At 69.5% G+C, this 19,876-nt stretch carries 15 protein-coding genes; 10 read left to right on the top strand and 5 right to left on the bottom strand.

The annotated features are described in order from the left end of the window. The 5 genes from JW876_02710 to JW876_02690 form a co-directional block, all read right to left on the bottom strand. Nucleotides 1-212 (bottom strand): hypothetical protein (locus JW876_02710; GenBank protein ID MBN1884421.1); only part of this gene is annotated, 212 nt, incomplete at its 3' end. Nucleotides 213-225: 13 nt separating this feature from the next. Beyond that, the gene (locus tag JW876_02705) at nt 226-1,836 is read right to left on the bottom strand and encodes a hypothetical protein (GenBank protein ID MBN1884420.1); all 1,611 of its coding nucleotides are present in this window, start codon (nt 1,834-1,836) and stop codon (nt 226-228) included. A gap of 19 nt (nt 1,837-1,855) precedes the next feature. Beyond that, a complete protein-coding gene (locus tag JW876_02700) occupies nt 1,856-2,740 on the bottom strand; it encodes a hypothetical protein (GenBank protein MBN1884419.1) in 885 nt (294 codons plus the stop codon). Next, the gene (locus JW876_02695; protein MBN1884418.1) at nt 2,737-8,031 is read right to left on the bottom strand and encodes a hypothetical protein; all 5,295 of its coding nucleotides are present in this window, start codon (nt 8,029-8,031) and stop codon (nt 2,737-2,739) included. The genes JW876_02700 and JW876_02695 overlap by 4 nt, the downstream gene beginning before the upstream one ends. A 155-nt stretch (nt 8,032-8,186) precedes the next feature. Next, nucleotides 8,187-9,671 (bottom strand): beta-lactamase family protein, encoded by a 1,485-nt coding sequence (locus JW876_02690; protein MBN1884417.1) that lies wholly within the window; start codon nt 9,669-9,671, stop codon nt 8,187-8,189. A 206-nt stretch (nt 9,672-9,877) separates the two neighbouring features. Here JW876_02690 and JW876_02685 point away from each other — a divergent pair, with 206 nt between their 5' ends. The 10 genes from JW876_02685 to pgl all read left to right on the top strand — a co-directional run bounded on the left by JW876_02685 (nt 9,878) and on the right by pgl (nt 19,868). Beyond that, nucleotides 9,878-11,245 (top strand): CoA-binding protein, encoded by a 1,368-nt coding sequence (locus JW876_02685; protein MBN1884416.1) that lies wholly within the window; start codon nt 9,878-9,880, stop codon nt 11,243-11,245. Continuing rightward, nucleotides 11,239-11,943: an acetate--CoA ligase family protein gene (locus tag JW876_02680; protein MBN1884415.1), complete on the top strand. Its 705-nt coding sequence runs from the start codon at nt 11,239-11,241 to the stop codon at nt 11,941-11,943. Before JW876_02685 ends, JW876_02680 begins: the two co-directional genes overlap by 7 nt. Then, nucleotides 11,940-12,494: a hypothetical protein gene (locus JW876_02675; protein ID MBN1884414.1), complete on the top strand. Its 555-nt coding sequence runs from the start codon at nt 11,940-11,942 to the stop codon at nt 12,492-12,494. The genes JW876_02680 and JW876_02675 overlap by 4 nt, the downstream gene beginning before the upstream one ends. Further along, nucleotides 12,491-13,102, top strand: coding sequence for a class I SAM-dependent methyltransferase (locus JW876_02670; protein ID MBN1884413.1), 612 nt, complete (start codon nt 12,491-12,493; stop codon nt 13,100-13,102). The genes JW876_02675 and JW876_02670 overlap by 4 nt, the downstream gene beginning before the upstream one ends. After that, nucleotides 13,099-13,863 (top strand): hypothetical protein, encoded by a 765-nt coding sequence (locus JW876_02665; protein ID MBN1884412.1) that lies wholly within the window; start codon nt 13,099-13,101, stop codon nt 13,861-13,863. The genes JW876_02670 and JW876_02665 overlap by 4 nt, the downstream gene beginning before the upstream one ends. Next, nucleotides 13,860-14,567, top strand: coding sequence for an ABC transporter ATP-binding protein (locus tag JW876_02660; GenBank protein MBN1884411.1), 708 nt, complete (start codon nt 13,860-13,862; stop codon nt 14,565-14,567). Before JW876_02665 ends, JW876_02660 begins: the two co-directional genes overlap by 4 nt. A 127-nt stretch (nt 14,568-14,694) precedes the next feature. Beyond that, entirely contained in the window at nt 14,695-16,677 is a 1,983-nt protein-coding gene (gene tkt / locus JW876_02655) for a transketolase (protein ID MBN1884410.1), read from the top strand. 94 nt (nt 16,678-16,771) lie between these two features. Next, on the top strand, nt 16,772-17,686 hold the full coding sequence (gnd, locus tag JW876_02650; protein MBN1884409.1) for a decarboxylating 6-phosphogluconate dehydrogenase: 915 nt from the start codon (nt 16,772-16,774) through the stop codon (nt 17,684-17,686). Beyond that, nucleotides 17,683-19,140 carry a glucose-6-phosphate dehydrogenase gene (gene zwf / locus JW876_02645; GenBank protein ID MBN1884408.1) on the top strand — a complete coding sequence of 486 codons (1,458 nt, stop codon included), beginning with the start codon at nt 17,683-17,685 and terminating at the stop codon, nt 19,138-19,140. Before gnd ends, zwf begins: the two co-directional genes overlap by 4 nt. Further along, complete coding sequence (gene pgl / locus JW876_02640; protein MBN1884407.1) at nt 19,125-19,868, top strand: 6-phosphogluconolactonase; 744 nt, start codon at nt 19,125-19,127, stop codon at nt 19,866-19,868. Before zwf ends, pgl begins: the two co-directional genes overlap by 16 nt. The last annotated feature ends 8 nt before the right edge of the window (nt 19,869-19,876 follow it).

Raw genomic sequence — 19,876 nt, 5'->3', positions numbered from 1 at the left:
CAGCCGTTGAAGGAGCCGGCGAGGAAGACGTTTCCCGCGTCGGGGTCGTAGTAGGTGAATCGGATCCCGCCGTCGACCGTCTCGACGGCCGACCACGCGAACCCGGCGGGAAGAAGGCAGGCGGCGAGCAACAAAAGGAGGATCCTGGCCGCCGCTCCGGGCGGGGCCCCCCGGAGCGTCCTCCATCGTCTCGTGTCGGTCTTTCCTGTCATCGTATCGTCTCCGTCAGAAGTAGAGCTTCAGGAACGCCTGAAGGCGGTGATCTATCCGGTCGCCCGATCCCTCGTTCACGAAGTAATCGGTATTCACCAGGTGCTCGCTCGAACCGGGGTTGCCGTACTCGACGAAGCACTCGGCCCCCCAGCCGATGTCGTAGCGCAGTTGCGCGAAGACGGTGGCGCGGGCCTCGGTCTCCTCGTTGACGTTGAGGATGCGGAAGTAGCCCTTCAGCTTGCCCGTCGCGTTGAATTCCATGTCGAAGCCGTAGGCGGTCACCTCGCGGAAGGTGTTCACGTCGCGGACGCGCGCCTGCATCCGCACCTTGGCGAGGCGGTTCTCCACCGAGAGCTCGGCGAAGATATTCGGATACGTGAAGAAATCGAAGACCTCGCCCGAGCCGTCGAAGCCGTGCCAGCGGCTGTAGCCCACCTTGCCCTTGAAGCCGTTGATGAACTCGACGTAGAGCTCGGAATAGAAATTGTGGGTGGGCCGGAACTCGCCGCCCTCCTCGTCGACGATCCGCTTCCGGTAGTAGTCGTACGAGACGGTCGCCGTCACCGCCTTGCGGGGGAGCTTGTAGTTGCCCTCCACGTGGTACTGGCGCCGGTTGTACTCGCGGCCGTCGTCGTAGCGATACGACAGGTAGTCCCGGAAGTTCTCGCCGACGTTGCGGTACCAGCCGTGGACGGTGAGGTTCTGCAGCCGGACGTTCCGGAATTCGGCCCCGAGGGCGAACTTGTTCTCGTTGCTCCGGATGTCGCTCGTCTCGATCTGGAAGGGATCCCTGCTGACCGCGTACTCGGCGATCCAGCTCGAGTTCTCGAGGTTGAGCGGGCCCAGGGCGAGGCCGTTCGCGGCGAACTCGCGCGGGTAGAAGGCGAGGTCGAAGGAGAGGATCTCGTTGTAGCTCGAGGAGACCCATTCCCGTCCGTAGCCGGTGTTCGTCCAGTCCTTGCGGAGGAACATCGCCCCCGTCTCGATGCGCTCGTCGAAAGAGTTCTTGCGGAGCCGGAGGATGAAGTTGTCCGTGCCGTCGGCGACGACATCCTCGGGCGCGCCCGTCCAGTTGAAGGTGCCACCGTCGTCGAAGTAGATGAAGGTGCCGCCCAGGCCGCCGATCCGCCAGAGGTCGATGTTCCAGAAGTCGGCGCGGACGCCGCTCGCCTGCGGACCCCAGTCGTCGTTCTTGATCTTGTCCTGGTTGACGAGCTGCAGCAGCGGTTCGTCGTGGATCCAGAAGCGGTTCTGCCGGTGGAAGATGTAGGTCTCCCACCGCTCGCCGCGGAGCTTCATGTGGCCCTCGGCGGAGAGGAAGAAGGGATTCTTGAACTCGCTCTCCTCGGTGAGGTACTCGTCGCGGTTCGATTCCACGCGAAGCTTGAAGAAGCTCTCGAGATTGTCGTAGGGGAAGCTGAGGTGCTTCAGCTCGAGGTAATGCCGCGGGATCCCGTCGCCGCTCGGCGGGCCGAACTGCCACTGCTTGCCGACGCGCTGGAAGGAGGTCTGTATTTCGTAGTACCCCTCGAGCTTCGAGACGGCGACCGCGGGCGCGGCCGCGCCGGCGAGGATCGCGGCGATCGCCAGGAGAATGAGCGTCTTCGATGCTGCCGCGCGCACGCGCAGTCCTTCCGTTCGTCTAGTGCCTGATGGTCGCGGCGAACTGGTAGGTGTTTCCCAGCTCGTCGTGCGTCTCGAGCATGACGTCCATCTGCCACCAGGCGTTCCTGAGGCCGAAGCCGGCCGTCATGTTGTCCCGCTCGAAGCCGCCGCGGAGGACCACGGCGTCGAAAAACCAGATTTCGCTTCCGATCCGGCCGATCGTGTTCTCCCATTCGCCGTAGCGCGTCCTGAAGTCCCAGCTCGCGAGCAGCAGGTCGCTGAAGAGATAGGAGGCGCCGAAGGCGTAGTCGCGGTAGACCGGGTCGGGCGTCGTCGTCGTCGAGAGGAGCGCGAGCTCCGGCTCGTTGACGTTGTAGACGACGGCGCCGATCGACCAGTTCTCGGCCGGACGGTACTGGACCCCGACGTCGAAGCTCGGTTCGGTCACCGACCCGCCGTAGGACGGGTCGTTGTACTGCTCGTAGCCCGGCGCGTCGAGGGTGAAGAGCTTGAGCGACGCCCCGACGGAGAGCCCGTCGATGAACGGCGCCTTGCCGGCGACGGCGATGTTGATCGTGTTCTCGCTGTAGATGTCCTCGAGGGCGAGCCGCACCCAGCTGACGCCGACGGCGATGCGGTTGTCCCAGTCGTAGACGGCGGCGAGATAGTCGTTGGAGAGAGCGTCGACCGCGTAGAGCATCGTCCGGCAGCCGGTCAGCTCGAATCGGGGGGCGAGCTGCACCATCCCCGCGGGGTTCCAGTAGACGGCGTTCGCGTCGTCGGCGACGGAGACGAAGGCCGAGCCCATCGCGCGGGGACGCGGTCCCGGCCGGGCGTGCCGGAAATCGGCCCGCGCCGGCGGGGCGGCGAGACCGGCGAGAAGAGCCGCGAGAGCGGCGCATATGGCGGTACGGCGCGTCATCTGATCACCGCCACGGCGTGATTCTCCCGGATCGTCCGCTGCCCGGCGGCCTGGGAGAAGGTCACGGTGAACCGGGTCACGTAGATCCCGTAGGGGACGGCGCGGCCGGTGTTGTCGCGCCCGTCCCAGACGAGCCCCGTCACGCGGCGGGGCTGCTTGTCGGGAACGTCCTCGGCCGTGAAGGGGAAGCGTTTCTCGAGGATGCGGACGCGGTTTCCGTCGATGTCGAAGATCTCGATGGTGACGGTGGCTTCCTCGGTAAGGAAGAAGCTGATGTTCGTCTCCTCGTAGAGTCCGTCGCCGTTCGGCGAGAAGGGATTGGGGGAGAAGACGACGCCGGAGAAGATCGCGTTCGGATCGTAGCCGAAGCCGGGGCTGAAGAAGAGCCCGTACGTGCCGGGACGGTCGGTGGAGATCGTCACGAGGTTGCCGAAGGGGTTGACGTTGCCGCCGACGTAGATCCAGGTGCCGGTCGTCTCGTTCCAGCGGTAGACGGCGATCAGGTTCTCGTCGATCCCCTTTACCGAGTACTCGGGATAATGGAAGGAGATCCCGATCGGCGCGTCGAGTTCCGTGATCGGAAAGACGGCTCCCCCGCCGCCGACACGCGCCTCGAAACCGATCGTGCGGATCGTGTTGATCGATCGGGCGCCCCCGCCGGGAACGCCGTAGTTCTCGATACGGCCCGTCCGGAGCGTGAAGAAGGCCTCCACGTCGGCGAAATCCCCCAGGTCGATCGCGCCCGCCGGGATGGCGACGAATGTGCCCTCGGGGGCGCGCAGCGCGATGTCGCCGGAGAGGTCGAGCGCCGCCTCCCAGGACGGCACGGGGCGCGGGATCTCCATCGTGTAGAGGGGCGTGACGGCGACGTTGCCGCTCGGGTCGCGCGCCTCGATCTCGAACTCGATGTTCCGCGTGCTGTCGAACGGCGCGAGCGGAACGAGGGCGGTCACCTCGTCGACCGGGATGTCGACGCTCCAGACGTCCTCGCCGGCGTAGCCCATCGACAGCTCGCCGATCCAGTCGCCGGTGAGCGAGGAATCGGCGCGCCAGCGGAAGACGGCGGAGGAGACGGCGTCGTCGTCGGTGATGAAGACGGTGTAGTAGAGGGGCGCGTTCTCGAGCGCGACGAAGGGCACCGTCGCGCCGGCGAGGGTGGGGATCGAGATCACCGGCGGTCCGCTGTCCTCGAATGCGCTCGACTCGATGATGCAGGCCGTCTCGCCGGCCTCCGAGCGGGCCACCGCGGCGGCGGTCTTGTAGTCGAGCATCTCGGACTGCGTCCGGCCCGGCTCCCTGCCGACGCCGGGGGAGACGGCGAGGTCGATGATGTTCGGATCGCGGTCGTTGTCGGCGCCGCCGCCGGGCTGCCACTCCGAGGTGCTCGCGTTCACCCAGCGCGTGTCGCCGAAGTTGAAGTCGGTGCTCGTGCCGTCATGGCTCGTCATGAGGACGGTGATGTCCCAGTCGGCGATCTCCTCGGGCGTCGGATCGCCGAGCGCCTCGCGGGAGACGACCGCCGTCATCGTGTTGTTCTCGAAATCGGAGACGAGGATGATGTCGCGGTCGTTCTTCAGCACCGAGGAGGCCCACGACTGGGGCGTGTTCTGGTTGTTGGAGACGATGACGCCCTTGTACCAGCCCTCCATGACGATCGCGTAGTCCCAGGCGTCCCAGCGCTGGAAATCGTTCTGGCGGTTGGGGAGCCCCTCGGTTGCCCCTCCCTTGAAGGCGTCGATGTAGATGTCGACTTTCTGGATGTTGATGTCGGCGAACGTGGGGTTCCAGTCGGCGGTGCCCTCGTCGGCCGGATCGGGGTGGTTGCCGACGGTGACGCGGAAGGCCAGGCTCGGGATGATGTCGCCCTGGACGACCTTGCTCGTCTCGAAGATCGTGACCTCGCGCAGGTCGAAGGCGCCGCGGACGAAGACCTGGTTCGTGGGATAGATGTAATAGAGGCCGTCGCGGCCGAAGAGGTTCGGGCCGTGGTCGTCGTCGGCCGCGTCGGTGAAGGTGCGGATCGCCGTCGTCCGCCCGGTCACCGAGAGGGCGATCGTCGTGTCGGCGCGCGAGATGTTCCGGGCGTCCCTCGCCGTGGCGGCGAGGTCGTAGAGCCCGCCGGCGATGTCGGGATCGGTGACGTACCGGAAACTGAAGACGCCGTCGCCGGCGGAGAGATCGCCGGCCGCGCCGTCATCGCGCATGTGCTGGTAGCGCGATCCGCCGATCGGGGAGAGGTCGAGAAGGACATCCCCCACGCCCCCGCCGGCGTCGGTTACCCGCACCGAGAAGGTGACGGTCTCGCCGGCCTCGATCTCCGCCGGCTCCGCCGACGGATCGGCGAGAGCGGGGGGCGGCGGGAAGTCTGTGTTGAAGACGTATCCCGGCGACCACTCGTGGAGCGTGACCGGCGTCGTCGTGTAGCTCCAGTCGAAGGTCGGATCGGCCGGATCGCCGTCGAGATCGAGCGTGGAGTCGTGCGGCGCGGAGTCGAAAACCGAGCGCTTCGTCCCCTCGAACTCCTGCATCACGTAGACCTGCACGCGGACGCTGTCGGGGACATTCCCCTCGAAGATGTCGAAGGGAACGGCGCAGACGACCCATGACGTGTCGCTCGAGAACCAGGTGGTGTGGACGTCGATCCCCGGCACCCACGCGCCCGGGTCGGCCGTGGAGATGTAGGTCTTGCCCTCGTCGTCCCACCAGTTCCAGCGGCCGTCCGCCCACTTGCGCAGGTCGGCGTAGTCGTTCGACGAGTACTTCCAGGTGATCGCGTAGTCGGGAAGATCGCCGTGCGCGTAGCCGACCGGGAAGAGGAACGGCTCCTCCGTCGCCCCGGCCGGCGAGGCGTCGGCCTCGAGGACGATGCCGAGGTGCAGCCCCTCGAAATCGCTCGAGAACCGCACGCGGATCTCGAAGCCGTCGGGGTCGTTTCCCACGATGACGCTCGTCAGGTCGACCGCTGCCCAGCTGTTGTGCGCGTCGTCCGACTCGGGCGCCGCCGGATCGGAGAAGAGGAGGACGTCGTCGATGAGGAAGACGATCGGCTCGATCGGCAGGGAGGGCGCGGCGGTCGCGGAGACGGTGACGACCGAGCGGTCCAGGCCGGCGGTGAAGACCGTCGAGGCGCTTCCCGCGTCGTCGAGGGCGATCGACGGGGGCGAGATCGAGCCGGCGGCCGGCGGGTCGACCGAGAAGGAGAGCGTCCAGCCGGTTTCCCGCACGGGATTGCCGAAGCGGTCGACGAGCTGGGCCGCGATGCCCATCTGCTGGCCGAGCCCCACGAGGTCGGCCTGCCCGGCGAGGACGATCCCGGCCGGCGCGCCCGGTTCGACAAAGACGGCCACCGTCGCCCCGTCGTCGTCGCCGAGGGGAACGAGCGCCTTGTTGAGCCAGGCGGCCGAGGCGGTGACGAGGAGCTCGCCCGCGCCGGTGGCGGTGAAGGAGGTGATCGCCTCGCCGTCCGAGCTCGTCTCGACCGAGGGAATCGCGTAGGAGCCCTGGCCGGTCGACGCGCCGTCGAACGAGAAGTCGACGACGACGCCGGCGATGCGCACCGGGTTGCCGCTGACGTCGAGGAGGCGCGCGGCGACCTTCACCTCGTCGGTGTCGTCGGCGACGACCGTGCGCTTCGAGACGGCGAGCTCGACGTACTCGGGCTCGGCCGAACGGATGCCCACCTTGAAACGTCCGCCGATCTCCCGCAGGGGGGAGGAGACGAAGACGCGCAGCACCTCGATCTCGTCGTCGGAGACGAGGAAGCTCCCGATGCCGCCGGTCAGGTCGATCGCGTCGATCGCGACGGTGTCGGTCGCCGACCAGAATCGGACGTCGCCGCGCGGGGGCGTCGTGTTGTTGAGCTTCGTCGCCGAGAGCTCGATTTGCGCGAGGAGCCCCCCGACGTCGTAGAGATCGCGGCGGCCCTCGTCGTCGCGAGCCTCGACGGTCGCGACGGCGTAGAACCACGCGTTCGAGGCGGGGACGCTCACCGTCGTGCTGACGCTCTCGATGTCGCGGCCCTCCCCGTCGACGAGGAAGATCCCCGTGGCCCGGACGGCGGCGAGCGCGAGGTCGCCGGCCGAGACGCTGTCGGAGCCCGTCACCGTTGCGAGCACCGAGTCGGCGACGTACCCGGGGGCCTCGGCGATGACGAGATAGTCCCCCGAGGGGACGAGGAGCGTGAATCCGCCGCCTGACGGGGAAACAATCGCCGGCTCGTCGACGGCGATATCGCCCGTCGCCGCGTCGTACGCCGTGACGGTCGCTTCGGCGCCCGGACCGTCGAGAAAGGAGACGAGGCCGCCGATCTTGCCCGCTTGCTCGAGGAGGAAATCCACACCGCCGGTGGTTTCCCCGTCCGCCACGGAAATGCCGGCCAGAATGCCCTTGCCGTAGCCGCCCGCGGTGGCCTCGACGCGGTAGGAGCCGTCGGCGAGCTTGGAAATCTCCCAGGCGCCGCCGCCCGGCGCCGTCAGCGCCTCGCCGGCGAGTCGCCCGGTCGATTCGTCGTAGGCGCGCACCGTCGCGACGGTCGTCAGGTCGCCGGCGTCCTCGTAGAGGACCGAGCCGGCGAGCCGTCCGGTGAATCCGTCGGGCGCGCCGTCGCCGTTGCCGTCGACGACGAGACGATACATGTTGAAGAGGGTCGTCGGCGATCCCGAGCCGTCCATCCCGGCGTTGTCCGGCGCGGAGTCCGGGCCGTTCCAGTTGTCGCCGCCGACGATGAGGGCCACCATCCTCGCGACCGCGTCCGGCACGACGTTCCCCGCGCCGAGCCCGTAGATCGTCTCCCAGGGGATGGCGATCTCCGATTCGAACCAGCCGCCGTCGCTCGTCGTGGCGACGAGGCAGGATGCGGTCACGTCCTCCGTCGTCGACGAGTCGAGGATGCGCCTGACCTCGGGGCCGCTTCCGTTCCAGCCGGCGATGATGAACTCGCCGAGGAGGGAATCGGGGAAGTTGAAGTTGCGGGGATACCAGTCGAGGCCGTTGATGTCGGCGGCGCCGACGCCGGTCCCCATGTCGAGGAGGACGAGCATCCCGTTGTCGCTCACCTGGTAGCGGACGCCGATGTAGAGGTAGCCTTCGTCGAAGGTCGTCCAGAGGTCGTCGATGTCGTTCGGCCCCCAGGGGGATTCGCCCGTCGGGTCGTCGACGGCGAGATCGCTGCCGTCCCAGTCGTCGGGGGCGACGGCGATCGATCCGTCCACGGTCGGCGTATTGAAGGGTCTGGCGGCCGGCGTCGAGACGAGTGCCGCAACGCACAGCACCAGGATCAGCGCCCTTCGCATCGGATCGTTCTTTCTGAAAAGGGGTGGAGGCGCCGCGGTCGTCGTATTCCCGGCGGCGTCTCCGCGTCACACTCGTCCGGGAACGGCGCGAGTGTATCGCAGAGCCCGAGGGCGATGCAAGCGGGAAATGGAACCGCTCCGGCTGCGTGCCGGCATCACGGTATCCGCCGGCCCGTGAGAGGCGGGATCTCCCCGCCGATCGCCCGGAAGGAGACGGCCCCGCCGGCGCCCGTCTCGAACAGCAGGTCGACGCGTTCCTCGATCGCGGCGAACCGCGATTCGGAGACGGGGTGGAGGGTCAGGGAGATCCCTGGCCCCGACAGGGCGAGATGATCGCCGGCGCGCGCGATCTCGACGACGGATCCCGGCAGGCCGTCGATCCCGTATTTCCCGGCGAGCCGGTCGAGATCGGTTTCGGCGAGGCGGACGGTCCGCACCTCCGCGGGGGCGTCCGACGGCCAGCCGTAGACGCGGGCGACGGCGCGCACGATCTCGACCGCGAGGGTCATGCCCGCCGCGCCGTTCGTCATGACGACCGCGCCCTGTCCCGTCGCCGGGTAGAGGACGAAAAGCGCGCGGTATCCACGGTTCACGCCCGAATGCGAGACGCGCAGCCCGCGCCCCTCGCCCTCGATCGCGAGGCCGAGCCCGTACGGTTCGGCGCGGTCGCCGATTTCCTGGCGGCGCAGCATGTCCCCGGCGAGCTCCCGGTCGAGCACGAGTCTCGATTTGCCCCGTGCGGCGCGTCCGATCTCGATCGCGAAGGCGGCGACGTCGGCGGCGGTCGTCCAGAGGCCCGCGGCCGCCGCTTCCGGATAGACGTGCCAGCGGCCGGGGATCGGCCGTCCCTCCTCGTCGTGTCCGGAGGCCGCCGTCGCCGCGATCCCGGGATCGGGGGGTTGCCGGAACGAGGAGTTGCGCATGCCCGTCTCGTCGAGGATGAGCGCTTTGGCCACCTCGTAGAAGGGGGTCCGGGTGACGTCCTCGATCAGGAGCTGGACGATGACGTAGCCGCCGCCCGAATAGGAGATCTCCGTCCCCGGCGCGCGGGCGAGTTTGACGGGCGGCGTGTTCGCCGGCGAGTCGCCGTCGAGCACCTGGATGAGCGAGGGGAGGGGGGCGCCCGCAGCGTAGCCGGGGAATCCCCCGACGGTCGTTCCCGCCGTGTGGCCGAGCAGGCGCCGGAGCGTGACTTCGTCGGCGGCAAACCCGTCGCCGGGCGGGATCCTCCACGACCGCAGGTAGCGGTCGACGGGGCTGTCGAGGTCGAGGCGGCCGGATCTCACGAGGGCGAGCGCGGTGGCCGCCGCGACCGGCTTGGAGATCGACGCGGCCTGGAAGGGGGTGTCGGCCGTGACGCCGGCCGGCGAACCGGCCTCGCGGAGGCCGAAGCCGGCGGACCAGTCGATCCGCCAGTTCTCGATGACGGCGATCTGCGCGCCGGGCACGTGAAGCGCGGCCATCCGGTCCTCGAGGGACGCGAAGGAAGCGGGATCGCCGGCGACGTACCGGGGAAAGACGGACAGGCCCCCTCGCACGGCCTCGATCCGGGTGTCGGGGGTCCCCGTGTCTCCGCAGTCCAGCACACTCGCCGGAACGGCGATGATTATCACGAGAGCGACGATCGATGCGATCCGCATGGGCGACCTCCCCGTCTGTTCACCTGCACTCCCCGATGCCGCCGGCGCAGCGCGCCGGGACCGCTCGATTGGGAATACGACGAGGGCGGCAGGAAGTTGCGGAGGGGGAGGGAGATGCGGGAGGCGATTTTTCGGTGGCACGCTTTCCACGATGATGTTACCCTTCGGGCGGGCGAATGAGCGCCCGACGCGCCGGGGAGGACGCGGTGCTCCACAGAACACTCTTCGAACCGAAGACGATGGCGGTCGTCGGCGTATCGCTCTCGAACGAGCGCCACCCGGCGAACGTCGTCTACAACAAGAACTATTTCCGCTACCCGGTCACCGTCTTCGCGGTGAACCCGAAGGGCGGCATCTATCACAAGCAGCGCATCTTCACATCCGTCTCCGAGATCCCGGGCGAGATCGATCTCGCCGTCGTCGCCGTTCGCGCCGAACACGTGCCGGCGGTCGTCGACGAGTGCATCGAGAGCGGCGTGAAGGCCGCGGCCGTCATCTCGGGAGGATTCGCCGAGAGCGGCAACCGCGCGCTGCAGGAGCGCCTCGTCGCGAAGGCGCGGGACGCGTCGTTCCCGCTGATCGGGCCGAACTGCCTCGGGATCTATTCCTGGGGCGACGTCGACACCTTCTTCCTGCCCCTCGAGCGGATGGTGACGCCGGATGCGGGGAAGGTGGCCATCGTGAGCCAGAGCGGCGGGATCCTCGTCGACCAGATGGTCAAGTTCAAGCGGCAGGGAGTGGGGCTCTCACGCGCGATCAGCATCGGCAACAAGGCGCTGGTGCGCGAGCGCGACCTCCTCGAGTTCTTCGCCGCCGACGATCGCACCGGCGTGATCGCCTTCTATATAGAGGGATTCGGCGAAGGGGAGGGGCGCGAATTCGTGCAGGCCGCCGCCGAATGCCCGAAGCCGGTGATCGTGATGAAGGCGGGCAAGAGCGCGAGCGGCACGCGGGCCGTCTCGAGCCACACCGCCTCGATCGCCGGCGATTACCGGGTCTTCTCCTCGGTGCTCCGCCAGCACGGGATCGTGGAGGCGATCGACGAGTACGAGATGGTCTCCTTCTGCGAATCGCTCAGCGCCTACCATCGTTCCGTCGGCCCGCGCGTGGCGATCGTCACGGCGAGCGGCGGACACGGCGCCGTGGCGGTCGACACCTGCGAGGCGCGCGGGCTCGTTGTCCCGGCCCTCGACGAGGCGGCGCAGGGGGCGATCCGGGAAAAGCTTTCCCCGAGCGTCCAGCAGATCGCGTCGATGGGCAATCCGATCGATCTCACCGGCTCGGCCACCGACGACGATTTCGTCGCGGCGGCGGCGGAGCTCAGCGAACGAAACGACATCGACTGCATCATCATGCTCCTCCTTCCCTACATACCGCTCGTGACGAGTGACGTGGGCGCGCGCGTCAGCCAGCTCGTCCGCGGCGAGGGCACGCCGATCGTCGCGTACGTTCCGCACGTCGAGAAGTACCAGATGATCATCGAGGGCTTCCAGCTCAACAACGTCCCCGTATCGACGTCGATCGAGGGGGCCGTGCTCATGGTCGAGGCGATGAGGAGGTGCCGGCAGTGCTGACCACCGAGATGGAAAAGATTCTCGTCGCCGCGAGAAAGACCGGCTGGGTGCTGGAGCCGGAGGCCAAGCGTCTCGTCGCGATGATCGGCATCGACGTGCCGCGCCACCGCTGGGCGCGGGCGGAGGAGGAGGCCGTCGCCGCGGCGCGGGTCATCGGCTGGCCGGTCGTGGCGAAGCTCGTCTCGCCCGCGGCGATGCACAAGTCCGATGTCGGTGGTGTCGTCGTCGGCATTCCCGACGAGGCGGCGCTCGCCGCCGCGTGGGCCCGGTTCTCCGCCTTCGAGCGTTTCGAGGGGATGCTCGTCGAGGAGATGGTGGCGGGGGACGTCGAGCTGATCGTCGGCGCGAAGAACGACGCCCAGTTCGGGCCCGTCGTGCTCCTCGGGATGGGGGGCGTGGCCGTCGAGATCTACCGGGACACGAGCATCCGGATGGCGCCGCTCCGGGAGAAGGACGTCAGCTCGATGGTCGAGGGCCTGGTGGCCCGGCGACTGATCGAGGGGTACCGCGGCTCGCCGCCCGTCGACATGAAGGCGCTGACCAGGACGATGCTCCTCTTCTCCGAGTTCGCGATGGAACTGGCGCCCTGGATCGACTCGATCGACCTCAATCCCGTCATGTGCGCGGCGGACCGGTGCGTCGTCGCCGACGCGCGGATCGTCCTCGGAGGATTGCAGGGCGGGAAGGAGCGGCCGTGACCGGGCGGACGATCGTCGTGCGGTCGGTTTCCCGCGAACTCGCCTGGGGCGGGATGTTCGGCGCCGCGGCCCTGCTTCTGCCGATGGTCTTCCACGTGCTCCACCTCGGCTCCGTCTTCATGCCGATGTATCTTCCGCTCGTCGCCCTCGCCTTCTTCGCGCGGCCGTCGACAGCCGCCGCGACGGCCTTCGTCGTGCCGCTCCTCTCCGGCGCGCTCACCGGGATGCCGCCCTTCTATCCGCCGGTGGCCCCCGCGATGTCGATCGAGCTCGCCGCCATGGCGGCGGCCATCTCCTGGCTGCGCCTGCGCCTGCCCGGCGCCGGCGAGTACGCGCTGCTCGTCCCCGTCCTCCTCGCCGGGCGGATCCTCAACGTCGGGCTCGTCTACCTGGCCGCCTCCGTGGTGAGTCTCCCAGAGCGTTTCATGGCGGGGCTTTCCCTGGCGAGCGGCTGGCCCGGACTGCTTCTCATCGTCCTCGTCGTGCCGCCGCTCGTGCGGGCGTCGGGACGGCACTGCCGGCGGGAAACGGGGGAAGAGGGCACGGGATGACGATCGATCCGCGGCGGGCATACTTCGACGGGATCGCCGATCGATGGGACGGGTGGGACGATCTCGATTCCCCCGGCTTCACGCTGCGGGAAGGGCTCCGCGGCTTCGGGGTCGAGGCGGGGGAGCGGGCCGTCGATCTCGGATGCGGCACGGGGAATCTCACCGCCGCCATCCTCGCCCTCCTCGGAGACGCCGGGCGCGTCGTCGCGGTGGATTTCTCTCCGCGGATGATCGCCCTCGCCGCGGAGAAGGTGCGGGACGGGCGGGCGTCTTTCCTCGTCGCCGACGCCGCGGGGCTGCCGCTCGCCGGCGGGTCCGTCGACCGGATCGTCTGCTATTCCACCTGGCCGCATTTCACCGATCACCTCGCGGCGGCGCGGGAGCTCGCCCGCGTCCTCCGGCCGGGAGGGATGCTGCATGTCTGGCACACCTCCTCGCGCGAGACGATCAACGGGATCCACGTCGAGGCGGGCGGCCCGGTGGGCGCCGACCTGCTGCCCCCCGCGAACGAGCTGGCCGCGGTCGTCGAGAGGGCGGGGTTCACCGTGACGGAGGCGATCGACGCCGAGCGGTACCTCGTCTCGGCGCGTCGAACGGAGCGGTCGTGACGCCCGTCCACCTCGTCGACGTTCCGGGGAGCGGCCGGGGATTGCTCCGCGGACTCGCGCCGCGGGTGAGGCTCGTCGCCGGCGCCGCCGTCTTCGCCGCGTGCATCGTCTCGTCTCCCCATGAGCCGGCGGGGCTCGCCGCGATCTGCCTCTCGGCCGGGGGCTGGCTGCTTTTCGCGCGTCCCCCGGCGCGGATCGCCGGCCGGTTCCTCTTGCTCGCCCTCGCGATGTTCGGGCCCCTCTTCCTGCTCGGTCCGTGGACGTTCGAGCCGGCGGGGGGACGGTTCACGGACCGGTTGACGGTCGAGGCGCTCCGCGCGCCCTGGGGCATCCTCGCGCGCGGGACGGCGAGCATGCTCGTCGCGGCGGCGACCCTCGCCTCTCTCGGACCAGCCGAACTGCACGACGGTCTCCTGGGGCTCCCCATTCCGCGCTTCGTGGCCGCCCTCCTCGTCCAGATCGTCCACCAGGCGGGGCTTCTCGGCGCGGAGTCGGGCCGCATCGTGCGGGCGATGGGCGTCCGCGGCGGCCGTTCCGACAGGCGTGCCGCCTTCGCCGTCGCAAGGGCCTTTCCCGCGGTGTGGCTGCCGCGGATCGCCGACAAGACGGAACGGGTCGCCGCGGCGATGGACGTCCGCGGCTACGCGGTGGCGACGGTCTCCGGCGCCGCCCCTGCCGGGGCGTGGGACGCGGTCGCCATCCTGGGCTCGCTGCTCTGGCTCGGCCTGGCCGTCGCGGTGCGGGCGGGGGTGATCAAATGAGCTGCCGGTCGCCGATCGTGATCTTCGAGCGGGTCGCCGTCTCCTACGGGCGCGGCCGTCTTCCCGCGCTGGCGGGGATCGATCTCGTCGTCGAGCACGGCGAGCGGGTCGCGCTCCTCGGCCTGAACGGCTCGGGAAAGACGACGCTCCTGTACGCCGCGGCCGGGCTCGTTCCCTTCACCGGGCGCATCGAGATCGACGGCCGCGCGCTCGACGAGGAGAGCGTCGAGGAGGCGAGGCGGAAGATCGGCTTCCTCTTCGCGGTGCCCGAGGACCAGATCCTCTTCCCCCGCGTGATCGACGACGTCGCCTTCTCGTTGCGCAGCCGGGGCGCCTCTCCCGCCGAGGCGCGGGAACGCGGCAGGGCGGCGCTCGCCGCGATGGGGGCGCCGGGGATCGAGGATCGTCCCCCGGGGGAGCTCTCCCACGGGCAGCGGCTCCGCGTGGCGCTCGCCGGCGCGCTCGTCGCCGAGCCGGCGATCCTCCTGCTCGACGAGCCCTCGGCCGGGCTCGATCCGCCCGGACGGCGCGAGCTGGCCGCCCACCTCGCCACCCTGCCGGCCGCGATGCTCGTCGCCACGCACGACATCGAATTCGCCCGGTCGGCCTGCGACCGTTTCGTTCTGCTCGAGGAGGGCCGGATCGCGGCGACCGGCGATTGCTTCGAGGAGGTCGTCGGCAGGTGGAACGGGCGCGCGCGATGACGAATGATTGACACGCCGGCACGATTACGCCACAGTACGACAGTCATCATCGACAGAGAACGTGACGGGCGCGCGTGCGGGCGGCGGGCGGGAGATTTCCGCCGGACGCGCGGATCGGAGGTGCGCCATCGATACGATCGACCGGCTCTGCGTCGACACGCTTCGTTTCCTCGCCGTCGACATGGTCGAGGAGGCGAAATCGGGCCACCCGGGGCTTCCGCTCGGTGCGGCGCCGATGCTCTTCGCCATCTGGGACCGGTTCCTGCGCTTCGATCCGGCGCACCCCGACTGGCCCGACCGCGACAGGTTCGTCCTCTCCGCCGGCCACGGTTCGGCGCTTCTCTACGCGGCGCTCCACCTCTACGGCTACGACCTTCCGATCGACGAACTGCGGCGGTTCCGCGCGTGGGGAAGCCGCACGCCCGGTCATCCCGAGTACGGCCGCACCCCCGGCGTCGACTGCACGACCGGCCCGCTCGGCCAGGGCTTCGCCATGGCCGTGGGGATGGCCGCCGCCGAGGCGCACCTCGCCGCCCGGCTCGGTCCGGCGGCCCGGGGCGTCGTCGACCACCGGACGTTCGCACTCGTCTCGGACGGAGACATGATGGAGGGGATCAGCAATGAGGCCGCCTCGCTGGCCGGCACGCTCGGGCTCGGCAAGCTCGTCGTCCTGTACGACGACAACGGCATCTCGATCGAGGGCCCCGTCTCGATCGCCTTCACCGAGGACGTCGAGGCGCGGTTCCGCGCGCTCGGCTGGGGAACGATGCTCGTGGATGACGGGGAGGACGTCGACGGGATCGCCGCCGCGATCGAGGCGGCGTGCGGCGACCCCGGCCGCCCGTCGCTCATACTCGTGAGCACGCACATCGGCTACGGGAGCCCGAAGCAGGATTCGGCCGCCGCGCATGGCGAGCCCCTCGGCAACGCGGCGGCGAGGGAAACGAAACGGAACCTCGGCTGGCCGCAGGAGCCAACCTTCCTCGTGCCGGAGGAGGCGCGCGCGCACGCCGCCGCGGCGGTTGCCCGGGGGCGGGCGGCGCGCGATGCGTGGCTCGAACGGGCGGCAATTCTGGAGGCGAAGGAAACGGAGGCGGCCAGCCTGTTTCGCCAGACCGTCGCCGGCGGTTTGCCCGTGGCCGGCAGCGGCGGGCCGCTCTTCGCCGCGGGCGACCGGATCGCGACGCGGAGCGCCTCGGAAACGGTCCTCAACCGCCTGGCCGCCGGGATTCCCGGCCTCGTCGGCGGCTCCGCCGACCTCGCGCCCTCGACCAGAACGGTCATCGAGGGCGGCGGCGACATGGCGCGGGGGGAGGCGGGAGGACGGAACATCCACTTCGGCGTCCGCGAACACGCGATGGGCGCCTTCGTCAACGGGATGGCCCTGCACGGCGGCCTTCTCCCGTTCTGCGCGACCTTCCTCGTCTTCTCCGACTACATGCGCCCGGCGCTCAGGCTCGCCGCCATGATGGGGGTCCGCGCGATCTTCCTCTTCACGCACGACAGCATCGGGCTCGGCGAGGACGGACCGACGCACCAGCCGATCGAACAGGCGATGAGCCTCCGGCTGATTCCCGGGCTCGCCGTCTTCCGCCCGGCCGACGCCAACGAGACGGCGGCGGCCTGGCGGCTCGCGGTCGAGCGAGACGGCCCGTCGGCGATACTCCTGTCGCGGCAGAAACTCGCCGTGCTCGATCCCGACGTTTTCGACACGACGGCGGGACCGGCGCGCGGCGCGTACGTGCTCGCGGACGCGCCGGCGCCCGATATCGTCATCGCCGCGACCGGCTCCGAGGTCCATCTCGCTCTCGAGGCGCAAGACTCGCTCCGAGGCCGCGGAACAAACGCCCGCGTCGTCTCGGTCGTGTCGTGGGAGCTCTTCGCGGAGCAGGCGGCCGAATACCGCCGGACCGTTCTTTCGCCACCCCTGCCGCGGCTCACCGTCGAGGCGGGCGTCACGTCAGGATGGGTGGGTTGGGAGACCGGTAACGACGCGATCGGACTCGACCGCTTCGGTGCCTCGGCGCCGGGGGAGACGGTGATGCAACTCCTCGGATTCGAGACGGAACGGATCGTCGAGGCGGCCGAGACGCTCGTCGGGAAGCGGTGAGACGGCAACTCGCCCGGATCGAACGCATCGGGGGCCGGGGCGGCGGCGCGGATCCGCCGAACGGCCCGGGACACGAACACCGGAGGAATGATCGATGAAGATCGGCATGATCGGCCTCGGACGCATGGGCGGCAACATGGCGCGGCGCCTTCTCTCGCGGGGACACGCCGTGGTCGGCTACGCGCGGAACCCGCGCGCGCTGGCCGCGATCGAGGAGATCGGAGGCACGGGCGCGGCGAGCGCGGCGCAGCTCGTCGAGCAGCTCGATGCGCCCCGGCATGTCTGGCTCATGGTTCCGGCGGGCAAACCCGTCGACGACCTGCTCGAGGAACTCGTCGATCTGCTGGAGAAGGGGGACGTCGTCGTCGACGGCGGGAATTCCTTCTACAAGGATACGATGCGGCGCGCACACGATCTGCGGCGCCACGGCCTCCATCTCGTCGACGTCGGCACGAGCGGCGGCGTCAGGGGGCTGATCGAGGGATACAGCATGATGATCGGCGGCGATCGGGAAACCGTCGCGCGGCTTCGTCCGGTCATCGAGGCGCTCGCGCCCGCTCCGGCCCGCGGCTGGGGATACGTCGGTCCGCACGGCGCGGGGCACTTCGTGAAGATGGTGCACAACGGCATCGAGTACGGGCTCATGCAGGCCTATGCCGAGGGGTTCGACCTGTTGCGGCACCGCGCCAACTTCGATCTCGACCTCGCGGAGATCGCCCGGATCTGGCGGCACGGCAGCGTCATCCGCTCGTGGCTCCTCGATCTCATCGAGGAGGCCCTCGATGAGAACCCGCTCCTCGACGGGATCGCCCCCTGGGTGGCGGACTCCGGCGAGGGCCGCTGGACGGCCAGGGAGGCGATCGATCTCGGCGTGCCGGCGCCGGTCATCACGCTCGCCCTGCACGAGCGGTTCCGCTCGCGCGAGGAGAATTCCTTCGCCGACCGGCTCCTCGCCGCGATGCGCGGCCGGTTCGGCGGTCACGCGATCAAGACGGAGAGAGATCGATGAGCGATACGCGGATCGATCGGCATCTCTTCGTCGTTCTCGGGGGAACGGGGGATCTCGCCACGCGGAAGCTGATGCCGGCGATCCACCATCTCGACGCGAAGGGTCTGCTTCACGGACGATGCGTCATTCTCGCCGCCGGCCGCCGGGCGATCGACGAGGGCCGTTTCAGGAAGAAGGTCCGCCTCGATCTCGCCGTTGCGGGGCTTCCCGACGACAACGCGGCGGATGCGTGGTGCGACGACTGTCTCTTCTACCAGCCGCTCCTCGACGGCCTCCCGGACGATTTTCTCGCTCTCGCCAGGCGCATCGAGACGATCGAGAAGGAACGCGAACTGCCGGGAAACCGCGTCTTCTATCTCGCGCTTCCCCCGGACGCCGTTCGCGACGTCGTCGGGAAACTCGGTGCCGCCGGTCTCGCGCGCGGTCCGGGCTGGACGCGCCTCGTCGTCGAGAAGCCCTTCGGACGCGATCTCGCGTCCGCCGGCACGCTCAACGAGACGATCGGGAGGCACTTCGACGAGTCGCAGGTCTACCGCATCGATCACTACCTCGGCAAGGACACCGTGCAGAACCTGCTCGTCTTCCGCTTCGCGAACGCGATCTTCGAATCCCTCTGGAACCGCGACCGCGTGGCATGCGTGGAGATCACCGTCGCCGAGTCCCTCGGCGTGGAGCGACGCGGCGCGTACTACGAGACGGCCGGCGCGGTGCGCGACATGGCGCAGAGCCATCTCATGCAGCTCGTCGCCCTCGTGGCGATGGACGTGCCGGCGCGGTTCGACGCAAAAGACGTCCGGCGCGAGAAGATCAAGGCGCTCCGCTCCATCATGCCTCCGTCGCCGGAACACGTCGTTCTCGGACAGTACGCCGCGGGTTCGATCGACGGCCTCGCCCTTCCCGCGTACCGGGAGGAGCCGGGGATCGATCCCGGTTCGACCGTCGAGACCTATGCCGCCATGCGACTCGCCGTCGACACCTGGCGGTGGCAGGGCGTGCCCTTCCTCGTGCGGACGGGCAAGCGGATGCCGCGGAAGCTCTCGCAGATCGCCATCGTCTTCAGGCGCGCCCCCGTCTGTCTCTTCCTGCCCTTCGACGGGTGCCGCCCGCACCCGAACGTCCTCTTCATCACGCTCCAGCCGAACGAGTCCTTCACCGTCTCCTTCGACGTGAAACGGCCCGGCGAACCGTTCAGGCTCGATCCGCGGCATCTCGGCTTCGATTACCGCGAGGCCTTCGGAGCGTTTCCCGACGCCTACGAGACGCTGCTCGTGGACATCGTCACGGGCGATCAGACCCTCTTCATACACGCCGAGGAGGCGGAGGCCTCGTGGCGGATCTGCGACGGGATCCTCGCGGCCGGCGAGGCGCCTCTTTCCTACGAGGCCGGGTCGTGGGGGCCGGCCGCGGCCGACGCGCTCGCCGCGCGGGAGGGGGCGGGGTGGATCGTCCGGTGAACGGGGACGTCCGAACACGCCGCGATCCCGCGTCGCTCGGCGGCGCGGCGGCGGACGCGTTCGCCGAAGAGATCCTGCGCGACGCCGCGGAGCGGACGCGGATCGCGGTCGCCCTCTCCGGCGGCCAGACGCCGCGGTTCTTTCTTCGTCTTCTCGCCGACCGGTACGCGCACCGCCTGCCATGGGACCGGATTCATCTCTTCTGGAGCGACGAACGGTACGTCCCCGCCGACGACGCCGAGAGCAATTACGCGGCGGCCCGCGTGGAGCTGATCGATCGCGTGCCCCTGCCTGCGGCGAACGTCCACCCGGTGCCCGTCGGGAAGCCGACCGCAGCGGAGGCGGCCGCGGCCTACGAAAAGGAACTGCGCCGCTTCTTTTCCGCGGGGGCGGACACGATCCTCCCCGTCTTCGACCTCGTGCTTCTCGGCATCGGCAAGGACGGCCACACCGCCTCGCTCTTTCCCGGCGGGGAAGCGGTCGCCGAGAACGTCCGATGGGCCGTCGCCGCCAGCGCCCCCGCCGGGGAGCTTCCGGCGCGACGGATCACGCTCACCCTGCCCGTGATCAACAATGCGCGCCGCGTGTGGTTTCTCGTCGCGGGAGCGGACAAACGACGCGCCCTGCGGCGGGCGCTCGACGGCGACGCGAGTTGCCCGGCGGCCCTCGTCCGCCCACGCGCCGGGGCCCGGTGGTTCGTCGACCGCGCGGCGGCCGGAGACAAATAGGGAAAACA

This window comes from Candidatus Krumholzibacteriota bacterium (assembly GCA_016931295.1).
In the GTDB taxonomy this organism is placed as follows: domain Bacteria; phylum Krumholzibacteriota; class Krumholzibacteriia; order Krumholzibacteriales; family Krumholzibacteriaceae; genus JAFGEZ01.
This window is presented reverse-complemented; position numbering and strand designations above follow the sequence as displayed.

Bases quoted from the DNA above. Each gene is read 5' to 3' on its own strand.
- JW876_02660 (MBN1884411.1), top strand. From the start codon at position 13,860: ATGAGCTGCCGGTCGCCGATCGTGATCTTCGAGCGGGTCGCCGTCTCC.
- JW876_02700 (MBN1884419.1), bottom strand. From the start codon at position 2,740: ATGACGCGCCGTACCGCCATATGCGCCGCTCTCGCGGCTCTTCTCGCC.
- JW876_02690 (MBN1884417.1), bottom strand. From the start codon at position 9,671: ATGCGGATCGCATCGATCGTCGCTCTCGTGATAATCATCGCCGTTCCG.
- gnd (MBN1884409.1), top strand. From the start codon at position 16,772: ATGAAGATCGGCATGATCGGCCTCGGACGCATGGGCGGCAACATGGCG.
- zwf (MBN1884408.1), top strand. From the start codon at position 17,683: ATGAGCGATACGCGGATCGATCGGCATCTCTTCGTCGTTCTCGGGGGA.
- JW876_02695 (MBN1884418.1), bottom strand. From the start codon at position 8,031: ATGCGAAGGGCGCTGATCCTGGTGCTGTGCGTTGCGGCACTCGTCTCG.
- JW876_02670 (MBN1884413.1), top strand. From the start codon at position 12,491: ATGACGATCGATCCGCGGCGGGCATACTTCGACGGGATCGCCGATCGA.